Annotated in this window: 22 protein-coding genes; 16 read left to right on the plus strand and 6 right to left on the minus strand. The window is 69.2% G+C overall.

Translation table 11 applies throughout. The annotated features are described in order from the left end of the window. Positions 1–96: 96 nt before the first annotated feature. Entirely contained in the window at positions 97–420 is a 324-nt protein-coding gene (locus FEF34_RS39810; RefSeq protein ID WP_171053400.1) for an SH3 domain-containing protein, read from the plus strand. A 446-nt stretch (positions 421–866) separates the two neighbouring features. Here the strand turns inward: FEF34_RS39810 and FEF34_RS39815 are convergent, their stop codons facing one another. Continuing rightward, complete coding sequence (locus FEF34_RS39815; protein WP_138058338.1) at positions 867–1,877, minus strand: DNA polymerase Y family protein; 1,011 nt, start codon at positions 1,875–1,877, stop codon at positions 867–869. A gap of 112 nt (positions 1,878–1,989) precedes the next feature. Between FEF34_RS39815 and ku the strand changes: the two genes are divergently transcribed. The 6 genes from ku (at position 1,990) to FEF34_RS39845 (ending at position 5,628) form a co-directional block, all read left to right on the plus strand. Continuing rightward, a complete protein-coding gene (gene ku, locus FEF34_RS39820; protein ID WP_171053401.1) occupies positions 1,990–2,757 on the plus strand; it encodes a non-homologous end joining protein Ku in 768 nt (255 codons plus the stop codon). A gap of 157 nt (positions 2,758–2,914) precedes the next feature. Further along, a complete protein-coding gene (locus FEF34_RS39825) occupies positions 2,915–3,145 on the plus strand; it encodes a hypothetical protein (RefSeq protein ID WP_234043354.1) in 231 nt (76 codons plus the stop codon). 90 nt (positions 3,146–3,235) lie between these two features. Then, the gene (locus FEF34_RS39830; RefSeq protein ID WP_138058341.1) at positions 3,236–3,562 is read left to right on the plus strand and encodes a hypothetical protein; all 327 of its coding nucleotides are present in this window, start codon (positions 3,236–3,238) and stop codon (positions 3,560–3,562) included. Between the two features lie 263 nt (positions 3,563–3,825). Continuing rightward, positions 3,826–4,383: a hypothetical protein gene (locus tag FEF34_RS39835; RefSeq protein WP_138058342.1), complete on the plus strand. Its 558-nt coding sequence runs from the start codon at positions 3,826–3,828 to the stop codon at positions 4,381–4,383. 85 nt (positions 4,384–4,468) lie between these two features. After that, complete coding sequence (locus FEF34_RS43540; protein ID WP_234043355.1) at positions 4,469–4,624, plus strand: site-specific integrase; 156 nt, start codon at positions 4,469–4,471, stop codon at positions 4,622–4,624. A 251-nt stretch (positions 4,625–4,875) separates the two neighbouring features. Continuing rightward, positions 4,876–5,628 carry a hypothetical protein gene (locus FEF34_RS39845; protein WP_138058343.1) on the plus strand — a complete coding sequence of 251 codons (753 nt, stop codon included), beginning with the start codon at positions 4,876–4,878 and terminating at the stop codon, positions 5,626–5,628. A 388-nt stretch (positions 5,629–6,016) separates the two neighbouring features. Here FEF34_RS39845 and FEF34_RS39850 read toward each other — a convergent pair whose 3' ends face one another. After that, positions 6,017–6,520: a hypothetical protein gene (locus tag FEF34_RS39850; protein WP_138058344.1), complete on the minus strand. Its 504-nt coding sequence runs from the start codon at positions 6,518–6,520 to the stop codon at positions 6,017–6,019. A gap of 724 nt (positions 6,521–7,244) precedes the next feature. Here FEF34_RS39850 and FEF34_RS39855 point away from each other — a divergent pair. Next, positions 7,245–7,511, plus strand: a complete 267-nt coding sequence (locus FEF34_RS39855; RefSeq protein ID WP_138058345.1) for a hypothetical protein — start codon at positions 7,245–7,247, stop codon at positions 7,509–7,511. Further along, a complete protein-coding gene (locus tag FEF34_RS39860) occupies positions 7,511–7,909 on the plus strand; it encodes a PIN domain-containing protein (RefSeq protein ID WP_138058346.1) in 399 nt (132 codons plus the stop codon). Before FEF34_RS39855 ends, FEF34_RS39860 begins: the two co-directional genes overlap by 1 nt. A 156-nt stretch (positions 7,910–8,065) precedes the next feature. On the opposite strand, the gene FEF34_RS39865 is transcribed toward FEF34_RS39860, so the two are convergent. Further along, complete coding sequence (locus tag FEF34_RS39865) at positions 8,066–8,653, minus strand: DUF6245 family protein (RefSeq protein ID WP_138058347.1); 588 nt, start codon at positions 8,651–8,653, stop codon at positions 8,066–8,068. A gap of 323 nt (positions 8,654–8,976) precedes the next feature. Between FEF34_RS39865 and FEF34_RS41815 the strand changes: the two genes are divergently transcribed. The 7 genes from FEF34_RS41815 to FEF34_RS39890 all read left to right on the plus strand — a co-directional run bounded on the left by FEF34_RS41815 (position 8,977) and on the right by FEF34_RS39890 (position 15,981). Beyond that, complete coding sequence (locus tag FEF34_RS41815) at positions 8,977–9,429, plus strand: hypothetical protein (protein WP_171053248.1); 453 nt, start codon at positions 8,977–8,979, stop codon at positions 9,427–9,429. A gap of 64 nt (positions 9,430–9,493) precedes the next feature. Then, a complete protein-coding gene (locus FEF34_RS39875) occupies positions 9,494–10,333 on the plus strand; it encodes a transposase family protein (RefSeq protein WP_138058348.1) in 840 nt (279 codons plus the stop codon). 213 nt (positions 10,334–10,546) lie between these two features. Next, positions 10,547–12,274 carry an IS1634 family transposase gene (locus tag FEF34_RS39880; protein ID WP_138058349.1) on the plus strand — a complete coding sequence of 576 codons (1,728 nt, stop codon included), beginning with the start codon at positions 10,547–10,549 and terminating at the stop codon, positions 12,272–12,274. Between the two features lie 384 nt (positions 12,275–12,658). Further along, positions 12,659–12,835 (plus strand): hypothetical protein, encoded by a 177-nt coding sequence (locus FEF34_RS41820; protein ID WP_171053402.1) that lies wholly within the window; start codon positions 12,659–12,661, stop codon positions 12,833–12,835. Positions 12,836–12,932: 97 nt separating this feature from the next. Continuing rightward, positions 12,933–13,085 (plus strand): hypothetical protein, encoded by a 153-nt coding sequence (locus FEF34_RS41825; protein ID WP_171053403.1) that lies wholly within the window; start codon positions 12,933–12,935, stop codon positions 13,083–13,085. 155 nt (positions 13,086–13,240) lie between these two features. Then, positions 13,241–15,247 carry a RiPP maturation radical SAM C-methyltransferase gene (locus tag FEF34_RS39885; protein ID WP_138052105.1) on the plus strand — a complete coding sequence of 669 codons (2,007 nt, stop codon included), beginning with the start codon at positions 13,241–13,243 and terminating at the stop codon, positions 15,245–15,247. Between the two features lie 35 nt (positions 15,248–15,282). Then, on the plus strand, positions 15,283–15,981 hold the full coding sequence (locus FEF34_RS39890; RefSeq protein WP_138058350.1) for a DUF5825 family protein: 699 nt from the start codon (positions 15,283–15,285) through the stop codon (positions 15,979–15,981). 80 nt (positions 15,982–16,061) lie between these two features. Here the strand turns inward: FEF34_RS39890 and FEF34_RS39895 are convergent, their stop codons facing one another. The 3 genes from FEF34_RS39895 to FEF34_RS39905 are packed head-to-tail and all read right to left on the minus strand — an operon-like array spanning position 16,062 to position 18,055. Beyond that, positions 16,062–16,283, minus strand: a complete 222-nt coding sequence (locus tag FEF34_RS39895; RefSeq protein WP_138058386.1) for a glutaminyl-peptide cyclotransferase — start codon at positions 16,281–16,283, stop codon at positions 16,062–16,064. A 24-nt stretch (positions 16,284–16,307) separates the two neighbouring features. Continuing rightward, on the minus strand, positions 16,308–16,805 hold the full coding sequence (locus FEF34_RS39900) for an HAD domain-containing protein (RefSeq protein WP_138051381.1): 498 nt from the start codon (positions 16,803–16,805) through the stop codon (positions 16,308–16,310). Continuing rightward, positions 16,802–18,055, minus strand: coding sequence for an IS256 family transposase (locus tag FEF34_RS39905; RefSeq protein ID WP_138051382.1), 1,254 nt, complete (start codon positions 18,053–18,055; stop codon positions 16,802–16,804). The genes FEF34_RS39900 and FEF34_RS39905 overlap by 4 nt, the downstream gene beginning before the upstream one ends. Between the last annotated feature and the right edge of the window lie 24 nt (positions 18,056–18,079).

An 18,079-nucleotide genomic window follows, 5' to 3' on the forward strand; every position in this document is an offset into this window, starting at 1 on the left:
CCGGGGCTTCTGGCGCGCGATTCGCACGTCGGGGGGAATCGCGGGGGCTGACCGACGCGGCGCCGTACGGGCGTCGGTGGGCCGTTCATGCGACGAATGATGATCTTGACTGTGGCGGTGGCGGCTCTTGCCCTGCCCGGTGTCGGCGCTACAGCCGCCGCGGTGACGGTGGCCGCGCGCGACTTCAACTCGTGCGGCTACTACCCGACCACGACGGTCCACCTGCGCAAGGGGCCCGGGGCCCACTACGCCTCACTCGGGCTTCTGAACAAGACCGATGCGGTGGACGCCGACAAGGCCACGAACGGCTGGTACCGGGTAACGCTCACCGAGAAGGCCCGTAGCGGCCTTCGGGCCGGTACGAGCGGCTGGGTGGCGAAGAAGTACCTCACGCCAGCGGTCTGCACCCAACTGAACTGACTCCCGGACCTCTGCGGAAGGCCTCCACCGGCTTCCCTCACCGCCGCCCCGCCCCACTCCGGAGACCCGTCCGACGTCGGGAAGGACCCATGTACCAGGGCGTGGGCGGCGTCGACGAGCTCCATCGGCTGTGCGTACACCTACCCCACCAGGGCGCGGACCGTGCCGGGCAGACGGCGCCCTCCGGCATCGGTGTACGCGCAGCGCCAACCGGTGTCATCGCCCCAGCGCCACGACAGCCCGGTGGCACGTGGGTTGCGGCTCGACCCCCAGTCCAGCAGCGCGCACATTCGCATCTCGCTCGGGCCCGGATAGGCCGCCGTGTACGCCCATCACCGGGTGGGCGCGATGCCGTGCTCGGTGAGTGCGCGCTCTACAGCCTCGACGTACGGGTAGTGCGGCAGGAGTTGCTCCCGGGGTGTGCGCATCGCGGCCTCCGCCCCCGTTCACGAGGCCTTGCCGAGCAGCGCGGCCGGGCCGACGGTCCCCGCCCCGAACCGCATGTTGGCCCGGTCCACGGCAACTTCCGCCCGAAGCCGGGCCTCGCGGACCCGGTCGAGCGAGATCTGCTCCGCCACCTGATCAGAGGCAAGAAGGTCCTCGCCGCGCAGCGCCATCCCGACCAGGCGGGCCCGCTGCAGACCCGCGGCGTCCAACAGCTGGTAGGCCGCGGTCCGCAGGTCCTCATCGTGCGCGGACGGCTCGCGCAGGCGGCGCGTCTTCTCCCACGGAGCCGCGCCGCTCGCGAACGTCAGCTGCAGCGTCACCGCGCGCGCCGCCTGGTCCCGGCGACGGAGCAGATCGCCGAGCCGGACGACGAGCTCCAGCAGGCTCGCCCGGACCGGCGCGCCGTCCAGGACCTGCTGTGTGAAGCGCCGGCGCACGCTGGCGGATGCCGGCAGCGCCCGCGGGGTGACCGGCCGCGGATCCCAGCCCCGGGCCCGGTCCGAGGCCGCACGGCCCGCGCGGCCGCCGAGGATCCGCTGCACCGTCGCCGCTGGCACGGCCGCGAGCGCTCCCACCGTGTACAGGCCGTACCCGCGCAGCGCAGCCGCCTGCCGCGCCCCGATCCCGTGCAGCGCTTCGATGGGCAGCGGCGCCAAGAAGCTCTCGGTCTCCTCCGTGGCGACGGACAGGACGCCACCCGGCTCGGGCACCTGGCCCGACGCGGTCGCCGCGACCGCCCATGACGCCCCGGTCCCGATCCGCAGATCCACTCCGAGCAGCGCGATCGACCGCAGCCGTACGACCTCCGCGATCTGCCGCGGCCCCGTGCCGAAGAAGCGCAGCGCCCCCCGCAGCTCGACCAGGGCCGCCCGGGGTGGGATCACCTGCACCACCGGCGACACGTCGCACAGCAGCTCCATGACCTGCCGGAACACCGGCTCCGGCAGCCCCATGGGACAGCGCACGTGCATCACGCTCGCCACCCTGGACGCCTGCGGCTCCTCGCTCATGTCCGCCTCCTCCGCACCGCTCGACCATATCGAACGGAAAATCGAACAAGCGAGGCGCGGGAAGTCCGTGTCCTGGGATGCGTCTGGACTGACGGCGGCCGACTCTGGAGGCATGAGGGCCATCTGGTCAGGCCTGATCCAGGTCGGGATCGTCGCGCTGCCCGTCCAGCTGTACGCGGCCACCGAGGAGCACCCCGTACGCCTCCATGAGATCCACACCGCAGACGGCAGTCGCGTGGAGCACCGCCGCTTCTGCCGCGCCGAGGGCCGCGAGATCTCGTATGAGGAAGTCGGCCGCGGCGCCGCGACGGGCGACGGCATCGTGGTGCCGCTCACCGAGGAGGACCTGGCCTGTCTGCCGCTGCCGACGAAGCGCGTGATCGAGATCCTCGGCTTCGTCTGCGCCGAGGACGTCGACCCCATCACCTACGCCAAGCCGTACTTCGCCGGCCCTCATGGCCCAGGCGCCGAGCGGCCCTACGCCCTGCTCGTGGAAGCCCTCGCCCGAACCGGCATGGTCGGCGTGGCCAAGCTCGCCATCCGAAGCCGGGAGCGGCTGGCCGTACTCCGCCCGCGCCACGGCGTTCTGATCGTCCAGACCTTGCTTTGGGCGGACGAGTTGCGTGAACCGGCGGACCTCGCCCCGTCGGCGCCCGTCACGGAGCGGGAGCTGGAGCTCGCCGAGGTGCTGATCCGGGAGCTGACCGGCATCGACAAGCACGAGCTGCACGACGAGTACGGACACGCCCTCGAGCAACTGGTCGCAGCGAAGGTCAGCGGTGCCGAGCTCGCCCAGCCTCCCGCGAAGGAACTGCCGGCCGTGGACCTCATGACTGCGCTGGAGGCGAGCGTGCGAGCAGCGAAGGCCGCGCGGTCCTGATCGATTCTCTGGTAGCGCAACTGGCGTCCGGGGTCCAGAGTGCCGAGGCCTGGTCGACACCGGTTAGATCTGTTAGACCCAACGCCCCTAACCGGCATGGCGTCCGGGCGAGGGCTGCAGTCGGTTCGCCTCTCAGGCGTGGGCGAGGATGGGACCCGTGAGCACCTTCCACGTCACGATGCAGTTCCAGGCGGACGGCCCGGCCGTCGAGGGGGCGTGGGTCGACGGAGAGATCGCCCTTGGCCGGTACCGCGACTGGGTGGGCAGCCACGGGAGCCTGGACGGCGTGCTGATCCGCCTGACCGAGGAGACCACCGACGGCCACGTGCGCGTGATCCGGGCGTGGACGAAGGACCACGGGGAGCACCAGCCCAGTCCCGCGTCGTAGAACCGCCTGCACCCAGGTATGGCCAGGAGCCGACCTCGTGAGTGATGATCCGTTCACCCCCCACACGCAAAGCACGATCAAGGGGGCGGTATGGGCCCTAGGCACCGCAAGACGCGCGCCACGGTGGTACGCGCAGGGCGCACCACAACGATGGTCTCGCTCGCCGACTGGTTCGGCGGCCAGCTCCTGGCCCCGGTGGACACCTCAACCATCCAGGCCATCATCGGCCGGCCTCGTGAGGAACTGCCCGGTGCCGAGCTGTGGGTGATGGCCCGCCTCGACGCCGGAGCGGCCGAGTTCCTCGCCCTGCGAGGGTGGACGCCCTGCGAAGAGCCGGCGGAGGCGTCCGGGAAGGACGAGCGGAGGCTGCGGGTCGGGATGCCGGTCCAGACCGTACGCCCCACTCGGGCCGCGTGACCGGCGACCTGCCGCGAAGTGGCGGTTTCAGGGACATGGGCTGGTCTGCACTGGTCAGACCTGTTGGGTCCAATACCCCTAACCGGTGCGCCCGCGAACTCGGAGGCCACCCAGGGGCCGTGACGCCTGGCGGCCTGGCATCGCCGCCGTGGTCCTCCACAGGCAGAAGGGGGACGTGGGCCCGGCCGGTACGGTAGACGCACAAACCACGGGGAAGGGGCTGCAAAGATGGGCGAGATCAACTCCTGCGCCCCTCACAGGCGATGAACCGACTGCGTCGGCGGCTGTGGAACAGCCGGATCGTCTGGTGGCTTCGGGCGAGCTTGCCCTGGTACGAGGATCCTCTGGCGGTGACCGAACGGCCGGCTCTGCCCCTGGATGAAGTGTTCCGGCGCATGGGCGCCGGGCCGAGCACCTGGCGTAACCCCGACTGCCGGCACCGCGGCACCCTCGCCGTATACCGGCCGCTGCCCCTGCCCGTCGCGGTGAGGGCGCCTCTTCACGCCATCCAGCTCGCCCACTGCGTGTTCTGCGAAGGGTGGGTCTACCGGCGGACTTGGCTGCCGTGGCCCGGCGACGACAGCGGCGACTGCCCCGACGTGCGTCCCGACCTTGCCCACCACCTGCGCTGCCGCATCACGAGCCGCCGCGCCGAACAACTCCTCAACGACCCCGACGTGCTGTCGTGGGAGCGGGCACTGACCCGGCTTGCTGCCGATGCCCCGGGCCTCTCCCGCGACTGGCAACCCGCCCCGGAGTCAATGGCCCGCCTCATCAACCAGGCGAACCGGGAATGGGACTCAACCAACCTGTGGGGATGACGGCCCGTCGGCCTCAAGGTCACCCCCGTGACCGACGGACGCGGTTGCACCGACCGCCAGCCCCTCCGGCCGGAGACCGAGCCCGGTGAGTGACCGCGACGCGGTGGCGGCGGTCCCTGTCGGCGGACTGCAGCCGGAATCCGTCGGCGACGTCATCACCCGCGCCGGCGCCCGCGCCGGCATCGACATCCGCTTCACCGGACACTCGCCCCGCCGCGGACACGCCACCTCCTCCCGCTGAAGGGACACGACCAGATCGTCATCGCCAAGCAAGCAGGGCGGATGGGCACCGCACTCCAAGGTGCTCGCCGGATACCTCGATATCGTCGACCAGTGGGAGGACAACGCCCTGATCGGCGTGCTGTAGCGGAAAAGCCGCGAGGGCACCCACCGGAGCGCCCGAACAGCCTGGCCAGACACGTAAGCGTCCCATGACCAGACGCAGCGAGTGACCTACCAGGTCTGCGTGGTATGGCATGTTTTCATCAGGTTATGGATCTAGGTGCTCGTTTCTATGAACTGCCGGGATGGGCATTTCTCCTTACTGCCATCGGCGTAATCCTCGGCGTACTCGCCATCTGGCTCACCAGGAAGACACGCCTCTTCTTTGGCATGCCGACCGTGACCCCGCTGCTGAACTCGCCCGCCGTCCGCGAGCGCGTAGTTGTGTCCGTCGTCCGCGAGGACGGAACCGTAGATGATCTCGAATACCCGCACCACGTCGACGTGCAGCTGGTCACAAGGGGAAGGCGGGACATCGACGCCTCCGACTTCGACCGCAATATGCCCTTGGAGTTCGATGTGGGCGCCCGTGTCTCCGCCCTCTTGGAACCCGTACGCGTGGAGCCAACGAACGCTCAGACACCCCACGTTTCTTGGGATGACAAGACTCTCCGCATTGATAGTTGCCTGGTCAGAGGCCGTCAGCTGATCTCACTTTCCCTATTGGTTGACGGGCAGGCACCTCGCGTGACCTGCCCCCAACCCAACCTGAGCAACGTAGTCGTGAAGAGATTCACCGGCCCTGAGCCACCCATCGGACTGTGGCCACAGATCACCGTAGAACTAGGGGTGGTGGCCCTTTCGCTGGTGCTCATCGGATCAGTTCTAAGCAAGTTTGTTTCGCGGACCCAAGACGAACCGTGGCTGCACGCACTTCAGAAAGTCAACGGTTGGCTCATCGTCCTTTGGCTGGCCTCGTGGGTGATTACCGCGGTCCTGAGACGCTTGGCCAGACGTCGCTAGACCGCGGGTCTTCGCGTGATGGCCCGACTTCGTAGCGAACTGCAGCGGAGCGCGGCTTGAGCCGGTTGTTGAACACCCTTGTTGGACGCTGTCAATCGATTCCTGCCCCGGCCAGTTGGCCTAGACGCCTGCGTCCAAGAACCGATGGTTTCTTGAAGCCCCCATCAAGCAGGGCGCATCCCGGCACCATGATAGTTCTCACCGATAACCACGGTTCTATTGGTCCAAGGCCGATAACGGAGTGAGATGAGCAGGGGGCCTCGTCTCACTGGATGTTGTCGGTGGGAAGCAAACTGGCGGGGTTGTCTCAGCTCAGGTTGTCGGTTGCGCGTGTATCCAGGTCCGGCACGCTGAGGAGGCCCGGGACTGCCCCTGGCCTCATCGAGGCTCACGCGTCAGGTGCAGTGTGGCCGTTCAAATGACGTCGGGCTTCGGTGACGAAATCGGCAACCGCCTCCCGGTATTGCCCGACGAGCTCTACGTCGTCCTGTGCCGGCGGCCCAAGAGGATTGCCCCATACCAGGCTGGCCGCGTAGAGATGCTTTCCGGCGGAGAGTAGGAGTTCGGTGGGACCGGTCAGGGTGTCAGGGCCTTCGAGAAAGACCAGGTCGGCTGCATCCTGCAGAGCCCTCGCCGCCTCCCTGGCCTCCTCATCGTCCACGACCGGGCGCCTGTCCGGCAGGACGGCATTGGACGCGTCGACGGCCTGTTCGAGGCGGCGGGCAGCTGCCAGCAGGGCAGAGTAGGCGTCGCGCTGCGCAGCGCGACGGACAGCGTCGACCGGCCCGCGATGGGCTCCTCGGCCGCTTGCCCGGCCCGCCGACCAAGCGGCGATGGCGGTGACGACGACCGCTGGGGCACCGATAAGCGCCGCCAATATCTCGGGTTCCACGGGTCATCATCTTGCCTGATGACGCGCCCCAACCTGATCAGGAACAAGATCAGCCGAGATTTACCGAGTTGAGCGGCAACAACAATTGAGACAACAGATGCATGAGGCCCCGTCACCGACAGCGTCACCCGAGACCAGCCGCGAATCCATCAAGATCAGATGAGACAACGGCAAGATCTCGTGAGACCGGACAGCACCCAGCGCATGGTGATCGCGGCCGACTGCTGCGGCCGATAGCGTCACAGGAAGGCGTCACACGGTGACGTCTTCTGAACACGAACGCCTCCGGCGCCACGCCCTCGTACGGCACCTGGGCGAGCAGTAGCGGCTGTCCGATCGCTTCCGGATGCCGAACGGAGTGTCACTGGCGAACCAGCGCGCGCCGCACTCCGGGCAGCGGAATCGGGGCCACGGGTGCGGCCGGCCCTCCAGCAGGGCCCGCATCGCCTCGCCCCGGGCGTCGATCTGCGCGCGCCGGGCCCTCATCAGCCTCCATGCCCTTGTGGGGCAGGCCGTCGAGCAGTAGCGGCGCGACCGCCTGCTGCCCTCGGGCAACTCGATGCCGCACTGGCCGCACCGACGGATGTTCCTCCTGGACACCCCTCCAGAGTCCTTCCATCACCCTGCCGTGACCAGTGCCAACGCAACCCATGCGCTCTGAAGTGCTCAGTCCGCAAACCGTCGGACACCCCCGCCAGACCTCTACTCGCAGTAGAGTCGGGATATGGCAGATGAAACGAGCATCAAGGTGAGCGCCGCCACGCGCGATCGCCTGGCCGTCCTCGCGGCCGAGAACAAGACCACCATCCGCCAGCTCGTCGAAGAGCTTGCGGAGAGCCAGCCGACCCAGTCCGAGTACGAGGAACGTGCCGCGCAGGCCCGCGCCGAGCTCGCCTCCGTCCTTGGCGCCGCGCCCAGCGCCGAGGCCGAGGCGAAGGCCCGCGGCCTTCTGGAGCGCCTCGGCGCCACCCAGGACCCGGCGGCCGCGTAGTGGGCGCCATCGCGGTCGTCCTGGACCACACGACCGCCACCGCGCTCCACGACCCCAAGGACCCGTACAACGAGGCCGTCGCCGCCTTCTACGTCCAAGCCTCCGGCGGACTCGGCACCCTCTACGCCCCGGTGCTCTCGCTCACCGCCGGCGACACCGAGCGGCCCGGCCTCCTCGCCTACATCCACGGGCTCCGCTTCATCGCGATCGAGCCGTTCGACACCGAGGCCGCGCTCACCGCCACCGAGCTGCTCCACGCCGGGCACCCCTGGGCGGCCGTGCACGCCATTCACGCCGCGCGCCCCTCAGCGGCCTTCCCGTCCGGCCGCTTTCTGCTGACCCTGACCCCGGAGGCGTACGCGGACACCGGCATCCAGGCCGTCCACCCCGGCCAGTAGCCTACCCTCCCCGTCTCCACCGAAGCAGCACCCCGATCACCCCTCCGATCGGGGCGCTGCTGCATGTGCTGCTCCGGGTAATGGAGAGCGATGGCAGTCATGCCCGCAGGTCCGGCAGCATCAGACCCATTGGACCCAACAACCCCAACTAGGTCTCTACAGGTCGGGGACGCCGTCGAGGAACATTGCCGCGGCGGTGGCGGGCAGCTCGTCGAGCTCCGCGATCGCCTCGGCCAGCTCCTTGCGGGCCCTGGCCAACTCGTCGGGGATCTGCCCAGCCCGCTCGTCCTCAGGGGAGAACACCGCCGAGCAGGCCAGTAGCGCAAGCAGGGCGCTCGCCGTACGGGCCGCCGCCGCGATCACTGGCCCGCAGTCCTTCTGGTCCATGCCCTTGAGCAGGTGGGAGACGTGCCCTGTCTGCCAGTGCAGCACTCCGAGCACGCCGGGCCCCACGGCCCCGGATGCTTTGATCACTTGCTGGCGGGCCAGCGTCATCTCCTGCGTGCCTGCACCCTTGGCGAGCATGTGCCCCTCGGCGAGCATGCCGACCCCGATGGAGGCGCCGTACAGCGCGTTGGCGAGAACGGCGGCCAGGACGTGCTCGCCGCCGACGGCCGTGGCCTGCTGCTCCAGTTCGCCGACGGTCGGCGGCTGGGCGTACGCGCCGAGCGCGGCCATTGCTGCCGAGACGGAGGCCACGCTCGGCGCGGGCGCCGGGGGCTGGTTCTGGTTCGGGATCGACATGGTCCGGAACGTAGTGGGGACGCGGGTCGGCGGCCGCGGCTTCCGGCCAAGCCGCTGGGGCCAGCGGGAGCATGTGATAGCCAGCACGCCTGGTTGGACCCGTTAACCCCAATGAGCAGTGTGCATCGTGAAACTTGCACGTCAGGTGGGCTGGTGTGCACGGGGTTCGGGGTGCTCGGGCTGGTCGCTGGCGGGTGTCCATGGTGAAGATCGTCTGACCGGTCGGCGGGGAGGGTTCTCTGGCTCTGCTGCGCCTGCGTGAGCGGGCCGCCTACGATCCGCCCCCGTGTCGATACGTCAGGGATCGTGGGGAGGGTGTGGGGATGTCCGATCTGGAGCGGATCACGGCTCGTCGTAGCGAACTGGACGCGCTAGCTGAGGAGTTGGCCAAGCGGCTTCAGGAGGTCGAGGCCGAGCGGGAGGAGCTGGGGATCGCTGAGCGGGTCCTGCGCCGTCTGGCCGAACAGGACCGGGCTGACACGGAGGCCGCAGGGGCGGCTCCGAGGAAAGCGCAGGTGGCCGGGCGTGCGGTGCTGCTGATCCCGCACCGGGGTGAGAGTGGCGACGAGGCCGCGCTGCCCGCCGACTACCACCGGATCCTGGCGATCGTGCGGGCCGACGGCGGCCCAGTGCAGGTCAGGGCGGTGGGTGAGGAACTGGGACTTGAGGTGGGGGTGCGCGGGAAGCTGGAGCCGCTGCGGGCGAAGATGACCAAGCTCGCCGATCGTGGCTGGCTGCACAAGCGGCCTGACGGGAAGTTCACCGCACGTCTTTAGCATCTGCGGACCGGGGCGACAAGAGGGCGTAACCGGCGGGCTCCCGGCGGCAGTTGAATTTGGTGTGAAGAAAAACAACCATCCCGTCGAGGGCCCTGACGGCCTTGTCTACACCGCCCGCCTGCCGCTGTCGAGTGCCACCTTGAACTGGCTCGCCGACCTGTTACGCGGCCACTTCAAGAAGATCGGCTCCAGGTGGCGGGCCCTGCCCGCGGGGAAGATCGCCGGCATCGTGCTGGCGGTGCTGCGCTGTGACCAGCGGCCCGGCGACCTGGCGGGCGGCAACGGGATACACCGCACCACTGTCACCCGCTGGGTGCGCGAGGTCGTGGGCCTGCTGGCCGCCCGCGCCCCGCGCCTGGACCGCGCCCTGAAGAAGATCGCCCGAAAGGGTGGCGGAGTCGTACTGCTGGACGGCTCGGTGATACGTACCCGGCGGCGTACCGGGGCCGAGAACCGCAAGAACTACTCGGGCAAGAACAAATGCCACGGCCTGCTCGTGATCGCGCTCACCGACGACCGGGGCCGACTACTGTGGGTCTCCGCGGCCCGGCCCGGGCGGACCTCGGAGATCACCGCCTGCCGCCACGACAAACTCACCGCCCACCTGCGGGCCGCCGGGCTCGGGGCCATCGCCGACCTGGGCTTCGGCGGCCTCGACGACAGCGGCCCGGACGCCGACCCGGCGGTAATCACCGGCTACAAGGCCGCCCGGAACCGGCCGCTGACCCGTGGCCAGAAGCTCTCCAACAAAGCGCTGGCCGCAGTGCGCGCTCCGGTCGAGCACGGCTTCGCGCACCTGAAGAACTGGCGCGTGCTGGGCAAGGTCCGCACGGATCCGAGGTGGGCGACCGCGCTGGTGCGGGCCCTGCTGGTACTGACCCACCAGGAAGTCGCCCGCTGATGACCGATGATCTTGCCGCTGGACTACCGCCCCGGAATCGAGCAGGCGTGGATTTTCCTGCGTTCCGCGTAATTCGGGGGTTCTGGAGTTCCTACCGGGCTGAAGGTGCAGGTCAGCGGGCTGGAGGCTGGTGACGCGGGCAGATTCGCCTAGAGACGCGATTCTGCGGATTCGCCTGCGCTGACCTCGAGTTGCTCCGTAGGGTCTGGAGTCGTGTATGTGAAGACGACGAAGCGGGAGAACAAGTCCGGCACGGTCCGGTACCTGCACCTGGCCCACAATGAGTGGGATCCGGTAAAGGGCCGGGCGGTCCCGAAGGTGCTGTTCACGTTCGGCCGTGAGGACGACCTCGACCGGGACGCAGTGAGGCGCCTGGTCGCGTCTCTATCGAGGCTGCTGGAGCCGGGTGAGGCACTGGCGTCGACGGCGGCGGGTGACCTGGAGTTCGTCTCGTCGGTCCCGTTCGGCGGCACCTATGTCCTCGATCATCTCTGGCGTCGGCTGAGGATCGACAGGATCGTCGGGCAGGTCGGGCAGCCCAAACGGGGCCGGCGCCGGGACATGTCGATGACCGAGCGGGTGCTGTTCTCCCTGGTCGCGAACCGGGCCCTGGCGCCGTCGTCCAAGCTGGCCGCCGCGGACTGGGTCACGCACGACGTGCATGTCGAGGGCCTGCCGGCCATCGACGACGACGCCTGCTACCGGGCGATGGACTGGCTCCACGAGGTGACCGACGACCTGGAGAAGCGGGTGTTCGACGAGGTCGCGAACCTCCTCAACCTCGAGGTCGACCTGCTGTTCTTCGACACCACCAGCACCTACTTCGAACTGGAGGAGGCCGACGGACCCGTCGCCCGCGACGACAAGGGCCGCCTCCTGACGGACGACCGCCCACCCGCTGAAGAGGACGGCGAGAGCGCGGATCAGGCCGGGTTCCGTGCCTTCGGCAAGTCGAAGGACTCCCGCGACGACCTGCCGCAGATCGTGATCGGCATGTCGGTCACCCGGGACGGGATCCCGGTCCGCTGCTGGTGCTGGCCGAGCAATGCCTCCGACCAGACACTGATCCGCCAGGTCAAGGACGAGATGCGGGACTGGACCCTCAGCAAGATCGTGTGGGTCACCGACCGGGGATTCTCCAGCGAACGCAACCGCCGCTACCTCCGCCAGGGCGACAACGCCTACATCGTCGGCGAGAAACTCCGCTCAGGCAGCCCGGAGGTGAAGGCCGCCCTGTCCCGCCAGGGCCGCTACGGCGAGATCGCCCAGAACATGCGGGTCAAGGAGGTGCGGATCTCCGACACCGAACGGTTCGTGATCTGCCACAACCCCGAAGCCGCCACCCGTGACCAGCACATACGCGAACAACTCGTCTCCCAGCTCACGACCCTGATCGAAGACACCGACAAGCTCAGCGACTTCAAGCGTGGCGAACTCCGCGGCAAGATCGCCGACAAGCCCGGCCTCAACCGCTACCTCCGCACCACCCCGTCCGGCAAGCTCCGCATCGACACCGCGAAGATCAAGACCGAGGAGAACCTCGACGGCAAGTACCTGCTGCGATGCTCCGACCCGGACCTGTCCGCCGAGGACATCGCACTCGGATACAAGCAGCTCCTCGAAGTCGAGCGGGGCTGGCGGGACATGAAGCAGATCATCGACCTGCGGCCCGTCTATCACCGGCTCGAGGAACGCATACGCGCACACGTCGTCCTCTGCTGGCTCGCCCTCCTGTTGATCCGCATCATCGAGACCAGCGCCGACGCGACCTGGACGACCGTCCGCCGCGAGCTCGACCGGCTCCACCTCGGTACGTTCACCGGCCCTACCGGCCTGTTCCGCCAGGTCACCGCCCTCACCAAGCCCCAGAGGGACCTGCTGGCCAAGCTCAACATCCCCGCACCGAAGCAGATCATCGCGCTCGAACCCGCACCCCGCTGACCAGCACGAACACCAGCGCCTAGAGAAACGCCTCTCAGGCGCCCTCACCCATGTCCGCGCAGGTCAGACCCCAGATTCGTGACTCTAGGACGCTGAATTACGCGGAACGCAGGATTTTTGGTCCGCTGGTCCATCCGATGGAACGCCGCAGGTCAGCCATGCGCGCGGAGCGCCACGACAGCTCCTGCAGGCTCGGCAGGGCGTCGCCGCCGACCCCCGCCCCCCGATCGGTGGACGCAAACCTCCCCCCGTCCGTGGACCGGCTGGTGGACCCACCCAGCACGTGAGGCATGTCACAATGGACATCAAATCTCAAGAGGTACCGCGAAACCGCTGACACGCGAAAACTCGCAGGACCTGGTCACAGTACCGACAGAGGCGGCCATGCGGACGGCACGCGCGACTGCCTGCGGGCCCTCGCCCGCGCGGGCGTGCGGCACGAGGCCCTGGCTGGACGCGGGTCCCGACGGCTACGAGGGCCGTGACCACATCGGCGTGCTGCGCCGCGCGGGGGCACCCTGGTTCGCGCGCCCCGGCCCGGAGGACCGGGCGCACACTTAGACGTCCCGCTCCGAACGGAGAGGGATCCCGGTCGGCCGCCGGCGTCGACGGCACCGGGACAGGCATCACATCGGCGCACCTGAGAGAGGAGGACACGATGCAGAAGGACGTCATCAACAATGACCCGCTGGTGGGTGAGGTGGGGAGCCTCTATGGCACGCCCCAGATCATGGTGGGTGAGGCCCGGAGCCTCTATGGCACGCCCCAGATCGCGAAGTTCCGCGAGGTCGAGGTTTCCGAAGAGGACTGACCCGGCCCGGCCGGCCCGGCGCACGCCCCGGGCCGGCCGGCACCGACGAAGCCCCGCGTCCGCCCGGCGTGACGAGCGATCGCCGGGCGGACCGGCCCGGACCCGCCGCCCCAGCACCCAACGTCCCACCGTTCGAGGACCGTCAAGGAGCCGAAGTGCGCGTACTGCTGGTCAACATGCCCTGGTCCCCCATCGACCTGCCCTCACTCGCCCTCGGCATCCTCAAGCGCAGCATCGACGAGCGGGTCCCGGGAGCCACGGCCGAGGTCCTGCACGCCAACCTGGACTTCACCGACTGGATCACCGCCCGCCGGGAGTTCGCCGCCGACGACTACGGGTACTACTCCCTGTCGTCCTACTTCATGGGATGCGGCGACTGGGTGTTCTCCTCGGCGCTGTACGGCGACCCTTCGTGGCGGGAGGACGAGTTCGCGTCGGTGATGAAGGGCAAGTTGCGCGGGTCGCGGATGCGGATGACCCGGGAGCTGCACCGTGAAGTGCCCGCGTTCGTGGAGGAGATCGCCCGGCGCATCGTCGAGCACGCCCCCGACGTCGTCGGCTTCACCTCCACCTTCCAGCAGAACACCGCGGCCCTCGCGGCCGCCCGCCACGTCAAGCGGCTCGCACCGCACGTCGTCACCGTCATGGGCGGGGCCAACTGCGATGCCGAACAGGGCGCCGCGGTCCACCGGAACTTCCCGTTCGTGGACCACGTCGTGCGCGGCGAGGGCGAGACCGCGTTCCCGGAACTGGTGAGGGCACTGGCCGAGGGGCGTACCGATCTCGGCGGCATCCCGGGCCTGTGCCACCGGGCCGCGGACGGCGGCAGCGTCGTCAACCCGATGGCCACCGCGCCACTGCCGCCCGCCCACATCCTCCCGCCCGACTACAGCGGCTACTTCGAGTGCCTGGCCGCCTCCGTGGCGCGCAACTGGGTGGAGCCGAAACTGGTCGTCGAAGGCGCCCGCGGCTGCTGGTGGGGCGAGAAGCACCACTGCACGTTCTGCGGTCTCAACGGTTCCTTCATGCAGTTCCGCAGCAAGAGCCCGGAGGTCTTCTACGAGGAGATCATGGAACTGGCCCGGCGCCACCGGGTCCTGGACATGTACGTCGTCGACAACATCCTCGACATGGGCTACCTGAGCACCGTACTTCCGCGGATCATCGACAGCGGCTACGACCTGCGGCTGCACATCGAGATCAAGGCCAATATGCGTCGGACCCAGCTGCGCACCCTGTCCGACGCGGGTCTGATCTACGTCCAGCCCGGTATCGAGAGCCTCAACAACCGGGTGCTCGACCTGATGGACAAGGGCGTCAGCGGGTGCCAGAACGTGCGCATGCTCCGCGACGGAGCCGAGACGGGCCTGGCGGTCTCCTGGAACTACCTGCACGGCTTCCCCGGCGAGACCGCGGAGGACTACGAGCCGGTCATCGCGCAGATTCCCGCCCTGGAGCACCTCGACCCGCCGGTCGACCTGTCCGCCCGGATCGCGATCGAGCGGTTCAGCCCGTACTTCAACCGCCCCGAACTCGGCTTCACCGGGCTGCGCCCCGAGGCGCACTACCGCTTCACCTACGACCTGCCCGAGGAGGAGCTGTACGACCTCGCCTACGTCTTCGAGGCCCCGGCGCGCGGCATCGGCGAGCCGACCGTCTCCGCCCTCAACGAGGCGCTGGCCGGCTGGAAGAAGCACCACACCGACGCCAGGCTGACGCACACCGACCTCGGTGACCGGATCGTGCTCGTCAGCCGGCGCCGCGCGTTCCCGTGGCGCGCGTGGGAACTGGCCGATCCGTTCGAGGTCGCGCTGTTCCGGCTGCTGGACCAGCCGCACGCACCGGCCGCGCTCGCCCGCAAGGCGGCGGCCCGTGTCCCGGGCGACCCGCGCGGCCAGGAGGAGGTGGAGCGGATCCTGGACGAGTGGGTCGCCCGGGGCATCGTCTTCACCGACGGCGGCCAGTACGTGCACATCGCCCCGGCCGCGGTGAACGAGGACCTGCTGCGGCTGGACTTCATGCGGCACCTGCACACCGCGGGTGCCGCCGCGCCGAAGCCTGCCGGCGGGGGCGGGTCCGAAGGGGACGCCTGGGCGGACGGCGGTGACCGCGGCAGTGCGGACGCGCCCCGCGACACCGTCCAGCCACCCGTCTCGGTGTGACCCACAGCCCGGTACCCGCGCTCCCAGGAGGCCCCATGACCAGCGCAGTCCACCCCCCGAGCACCACCGCCGACGACGTCCCGCTGACGGTCACCGCCTGGCGCGACTACGACCCGGACGCCTGTGCCCTGCCCGGTATGGCGCTCGGCAGCCACCGTCTCTCGGGCCCGATGAACGAGGAGACCGACCGACTGTGGGGCCTCGGGGCCCGGCGGGTCGTGGTGCCCCGCACCATCGACCTGACCCCCGCGGCCAACGCCGCGGCCACCGCCGCACGCCGCACGGTGCGGTCGCTGTGCCTGGTCCGGGACCTGACCGCACGCGCCGTGCTCGTCGAATGGCGGCTGCGGGCCGGGCCCGGCGACGAGGAGACGTGGAAGCTGCTCAGCCATCTCCAGCCGCCGCAGCGGCTGGAGGGCCCGGACCGGGCGGAGGAACAGCTGCTCGCCTGGCGGAGCAGCCACTACCTGTGCAAGTGCCTGTGGCGGCAGGGCCCCGGTTTCCTCCAGATCCGCGACCGCCGCTGGGGCGACCTGCGCCGCTTCACCTGCGACGAACAGCACTACCACGACGCCATCGCCCGGCTGGACCACGGCGCCCCGGCGGCCGACGTGCCCCCGGACGCGCTGGCCGACTTCACCGAGGAGCATCTCGTGCTGCGCGTCGGCGAGCTGGCCTGGTGGCTGCCGTACCGGGTGAAACGCTGGATCCAGGAAGCGACGATGGCAATCTGAGCCGATGGGTGACTGCATCCCCTGCGTGATCACCTTCTAGGTGCGGTCGTGTACCTCGGGCAGTGCCAGCGACCGAGGGTTCAGCCGGGTTCGGCAGTGAACCGCACGCGGTACATGTAGGGCCATTGCTTTCCGGTGAGCAGGAAGTGGCCGGGTTCGGGTAGCGCGGCGATGCCGTTCAGGCAAGTAAGGGGACCCCGGACATGGTCGCAGGTCAGGCGGGTGACATCGACGACATCGGTGACCTGGCCGGTGCGTGGGTGGACAGCCGCAATGAAGGGGGTGCGGGAGCAATTGTCAATTCCTGTGGATCACCGTGGGGAGCCTCAAGTGGCCCGCAGCCATTGATCGAGAACTGTGAAGTCTTCGTTGGTGAGGCCGCGGGACGACGCGATGCGGTGGAGGAAGGCCGGAGCGGGGTGGTTGGTGGACACCCAGTCCCGATCGGCGTCGGTGATCTCGTCATCGACCCAGATGAACGGGCGTCCGCCTGCCCATGCCGCCAGGGTTCGGGTCTTCCAGTGGAGCCCGAACCACTGGTCCTCGCGTTCCTGCGCGTCGGAGGGTTCCGGCCAGTGCACGACCGGCAGCGGCGGCAGGCCGAGCAGCGGTGCGATGTCGGTGTTCGCCGTCTCCTCCCACGTGGTGGCCCAGACCAACTCGCACGGCAGTGCCGCGAGGCGCGGTCCGAAGCGCGGGTCGAGCCGCATCAGGTGCGAATCTGTCGTGGTGCTTGACGGCTCGCGCTGCGAGCCGTCACCGAACGGGAGGAGAGGTCCGTCGACGTCCAGGAACAGCAGCGGGAGTTCCTTGGGCTCACTCATGCCGCAACCTCCCGCTCACGCTCGACCAGGACGCCACGTTCGAAGCGGGCGCCGCTGCGGACGAGGGCGACGAGGTGGGGTGCGGTGATCGCGCGCCAGCGGGCCTGGGCGGACTCGGCGAGCTTGAACACCATCGCCAGGGCCGCGGCCGGGCTGCCGGCGCCGCGGGTGACCTTGGTCCGCAGCTTCACCGTGCTGAAGGTCGACTCGATCGGATTCGTCGTGCGCAAATGGACCCAGTGCTCGGCCGGGAAGTCGTAGAACGCCAGGAGTTCATCGACGTCGTCGGTGATCTTCTTGACGGCCTTGGGCCACTTCGCGCCGTAGGAGCGCCCGAAGTCCTTCACCGCCTTCTCGGCGTGGTCGCGGTCCTCGGCGTTGTAGATCTCCTGCAGTGCCTTCTTCGCGCCGGGCTGGGCCGATCCCGGTAGGGCGTTGAGCACGTTGCGGGTTTTGTGAACCCAGCACCTTTGATGTCTGGCCTGCGGAAACACCTCGGTCAGCGCCCGCCACAGCCCCATGGCTCCGTCGCCGACGACGAGCTCGGGATCGCGCATGCCGCGTCGGCGGCAGTCCCGCAGGAGGTCGGCCCAGGACTCGGTCGACTCGCGCAGGCCCTCAGCGAGCGCGATCAGCTCCTTACTGCCGTCGGTACGCACGCCCATGAGGACCAGGACGCAGGAGCGGGCCTGGCCGAGGCGGACCTTGGGGTGGACGCCGTCAGCCCACACGTACACGTAGTCGGCCCCGGACAGGTCCCGCTCCTGGAAGGCGGCGTGATCGTCGCTCCACTGCTTGGTCAACCGAGTCACCGTGGCCGACGAGAGCCCAGCGGCCGAGCCGAGGAACTGCTCCATCGCGGGCACGAAGTCGCCCGAGGACAGACCGTGCAGGTAGAGCAGGGGAAGGACCTCGCTGATCTTCGGGGACTTCCGGCACCAGGGGGCGAGGATCTTCGACGAGAACCGCTTGCGCTCGCCCGTCTCGCCGTCGACCCGCTTGTCGTTCACCCGCGGCGCCTTCACCACGATCGGCCCGGCGGCGGTGGCCACCGTCCGCTCGCGGTGGTGGCCGTTACGGACCACCAGACGGCGACCCGCCTCGTCCCGCTCACCCGCCAACTCGGCTATGTACTGGTTGACTTCGGCCTCCAGGGCCGCGGCGAGCATCCGGCGGGCGCCCTCACGGACGATGTCGTCCATCAGGGAGCCGCTCTGGGTGGTGCCGTCCTCGTTGACTACGCTCAGCACGGGCGTGCCTTCCCGACCCGCGCT

This window comes from Streptomyces marianii, from assembly GCF_005795905.1.
Lineage (GTDB): Bacteria > Actinomycetota > Actinomycetes > Streptomycetales > Streptomycetaceae > Streptomyces > Streptomyces marianii.

What these genes read in the sequence shown, in the direction of transcription:
- FEF34_RS39810 (WP_171053400.1), top strand. Translation starts at nt 97, where the DNA reads ATGATGATCTTGACTGTGGCGGTGGCGGCTCTTGCCCTGCCCGGTGTC.
- FEF34_RS39815 (WP_138058338.1), bottom strand. Translation starts at nt 1,877, where the DNA reads ATGAGCGAGGAGCCGCAGGCGTCCAGGGTGGCGAGCGTGATGCACGTG.
- ku (WP_171053401.1), top strand. Translation starts at nt 1,990, where the DNA reads ATGAGGGCCATCTGGTCAGGCCTGATCCAGGTCGGGATCGTCGCGCTG.
- FEF34_RS39830 (WP_138058341.1), top strand. Translation starts at nt 3,236, where the DNA reads ATGGGCCCTAGGCACCGCAAGACGCGCGCCACGGTGGTACGCGCAGGG.
- FEF34_RS39835 (WP_138058342.1), top strand. Translation starts at nt 3,826, where the DNA reads ATGAACCGACTGCGTCGGCGGCTGTGGAACAGCCGGATCGTCTGGTGG.
- FEF34_RS39845 (WP_138058343.1), top strand. Translation starts at nt 4,876, where the DNA reads ATGGATCTAGGTGCTCGTTTCTATGAACTGCCGGGATGGGCATTTCTC.
- FEF34_RS39855 (WP_138058345.1), top strand. Translation starts at nt 7,245, where the DNA reads ATGGCAGATGAAACGAGCATCAAGGTGAGCGCCGCCACGCGCGATCGC.
- FEF34_RS39865 (WP_138058347.1), bottom strand. Translation starts at nt 8,653, where the DNA reads ATGTCGATCCCGAACCAGAACCAGCCCCCGGCGCCCGCGCCGAGCGTG.
- FEF34_RS41815 (WP_171053248.1), top strand. Translation starts at nt 8,977, where the DNA reads ATGTCCGATCTGGAGCGGATCACGGCTCGTCGTAGCGAACTGGACGCG.
- FEF34_RS41820 (WP_171053402.1), top strand. Translation starts at nt 12,659, where the DNA reads ATGCGGACGGCACGCGCGACTGCCTGCGGGCCCTCGCCCGCGCGGGCG.
- FEF34_RS41825 (WP_171053403.1), top strand. Translation starts at nt 12,933, where the DNA reads ATGCAGAAGGACGTCATCAACAATGACCCGCTGGTGGGTGAGGTGGGG.
- FEF34_RS39890 (WP_138058350.1), top strand. Translation starts at nt 15,283, where the DNA reads ATGACCAGCGCAGTCCACCCCCCGAGCACCACCGCCGACGACGTCCCG.
- FEF34_RS39900 (WP_138051381.1), bottom strand. Translation starts at nt 16,805, where the DNA reads ATGAGTGAGCCCAAGGAACTCCCGCTGCTGTTCCTGGACGTCGACGGA.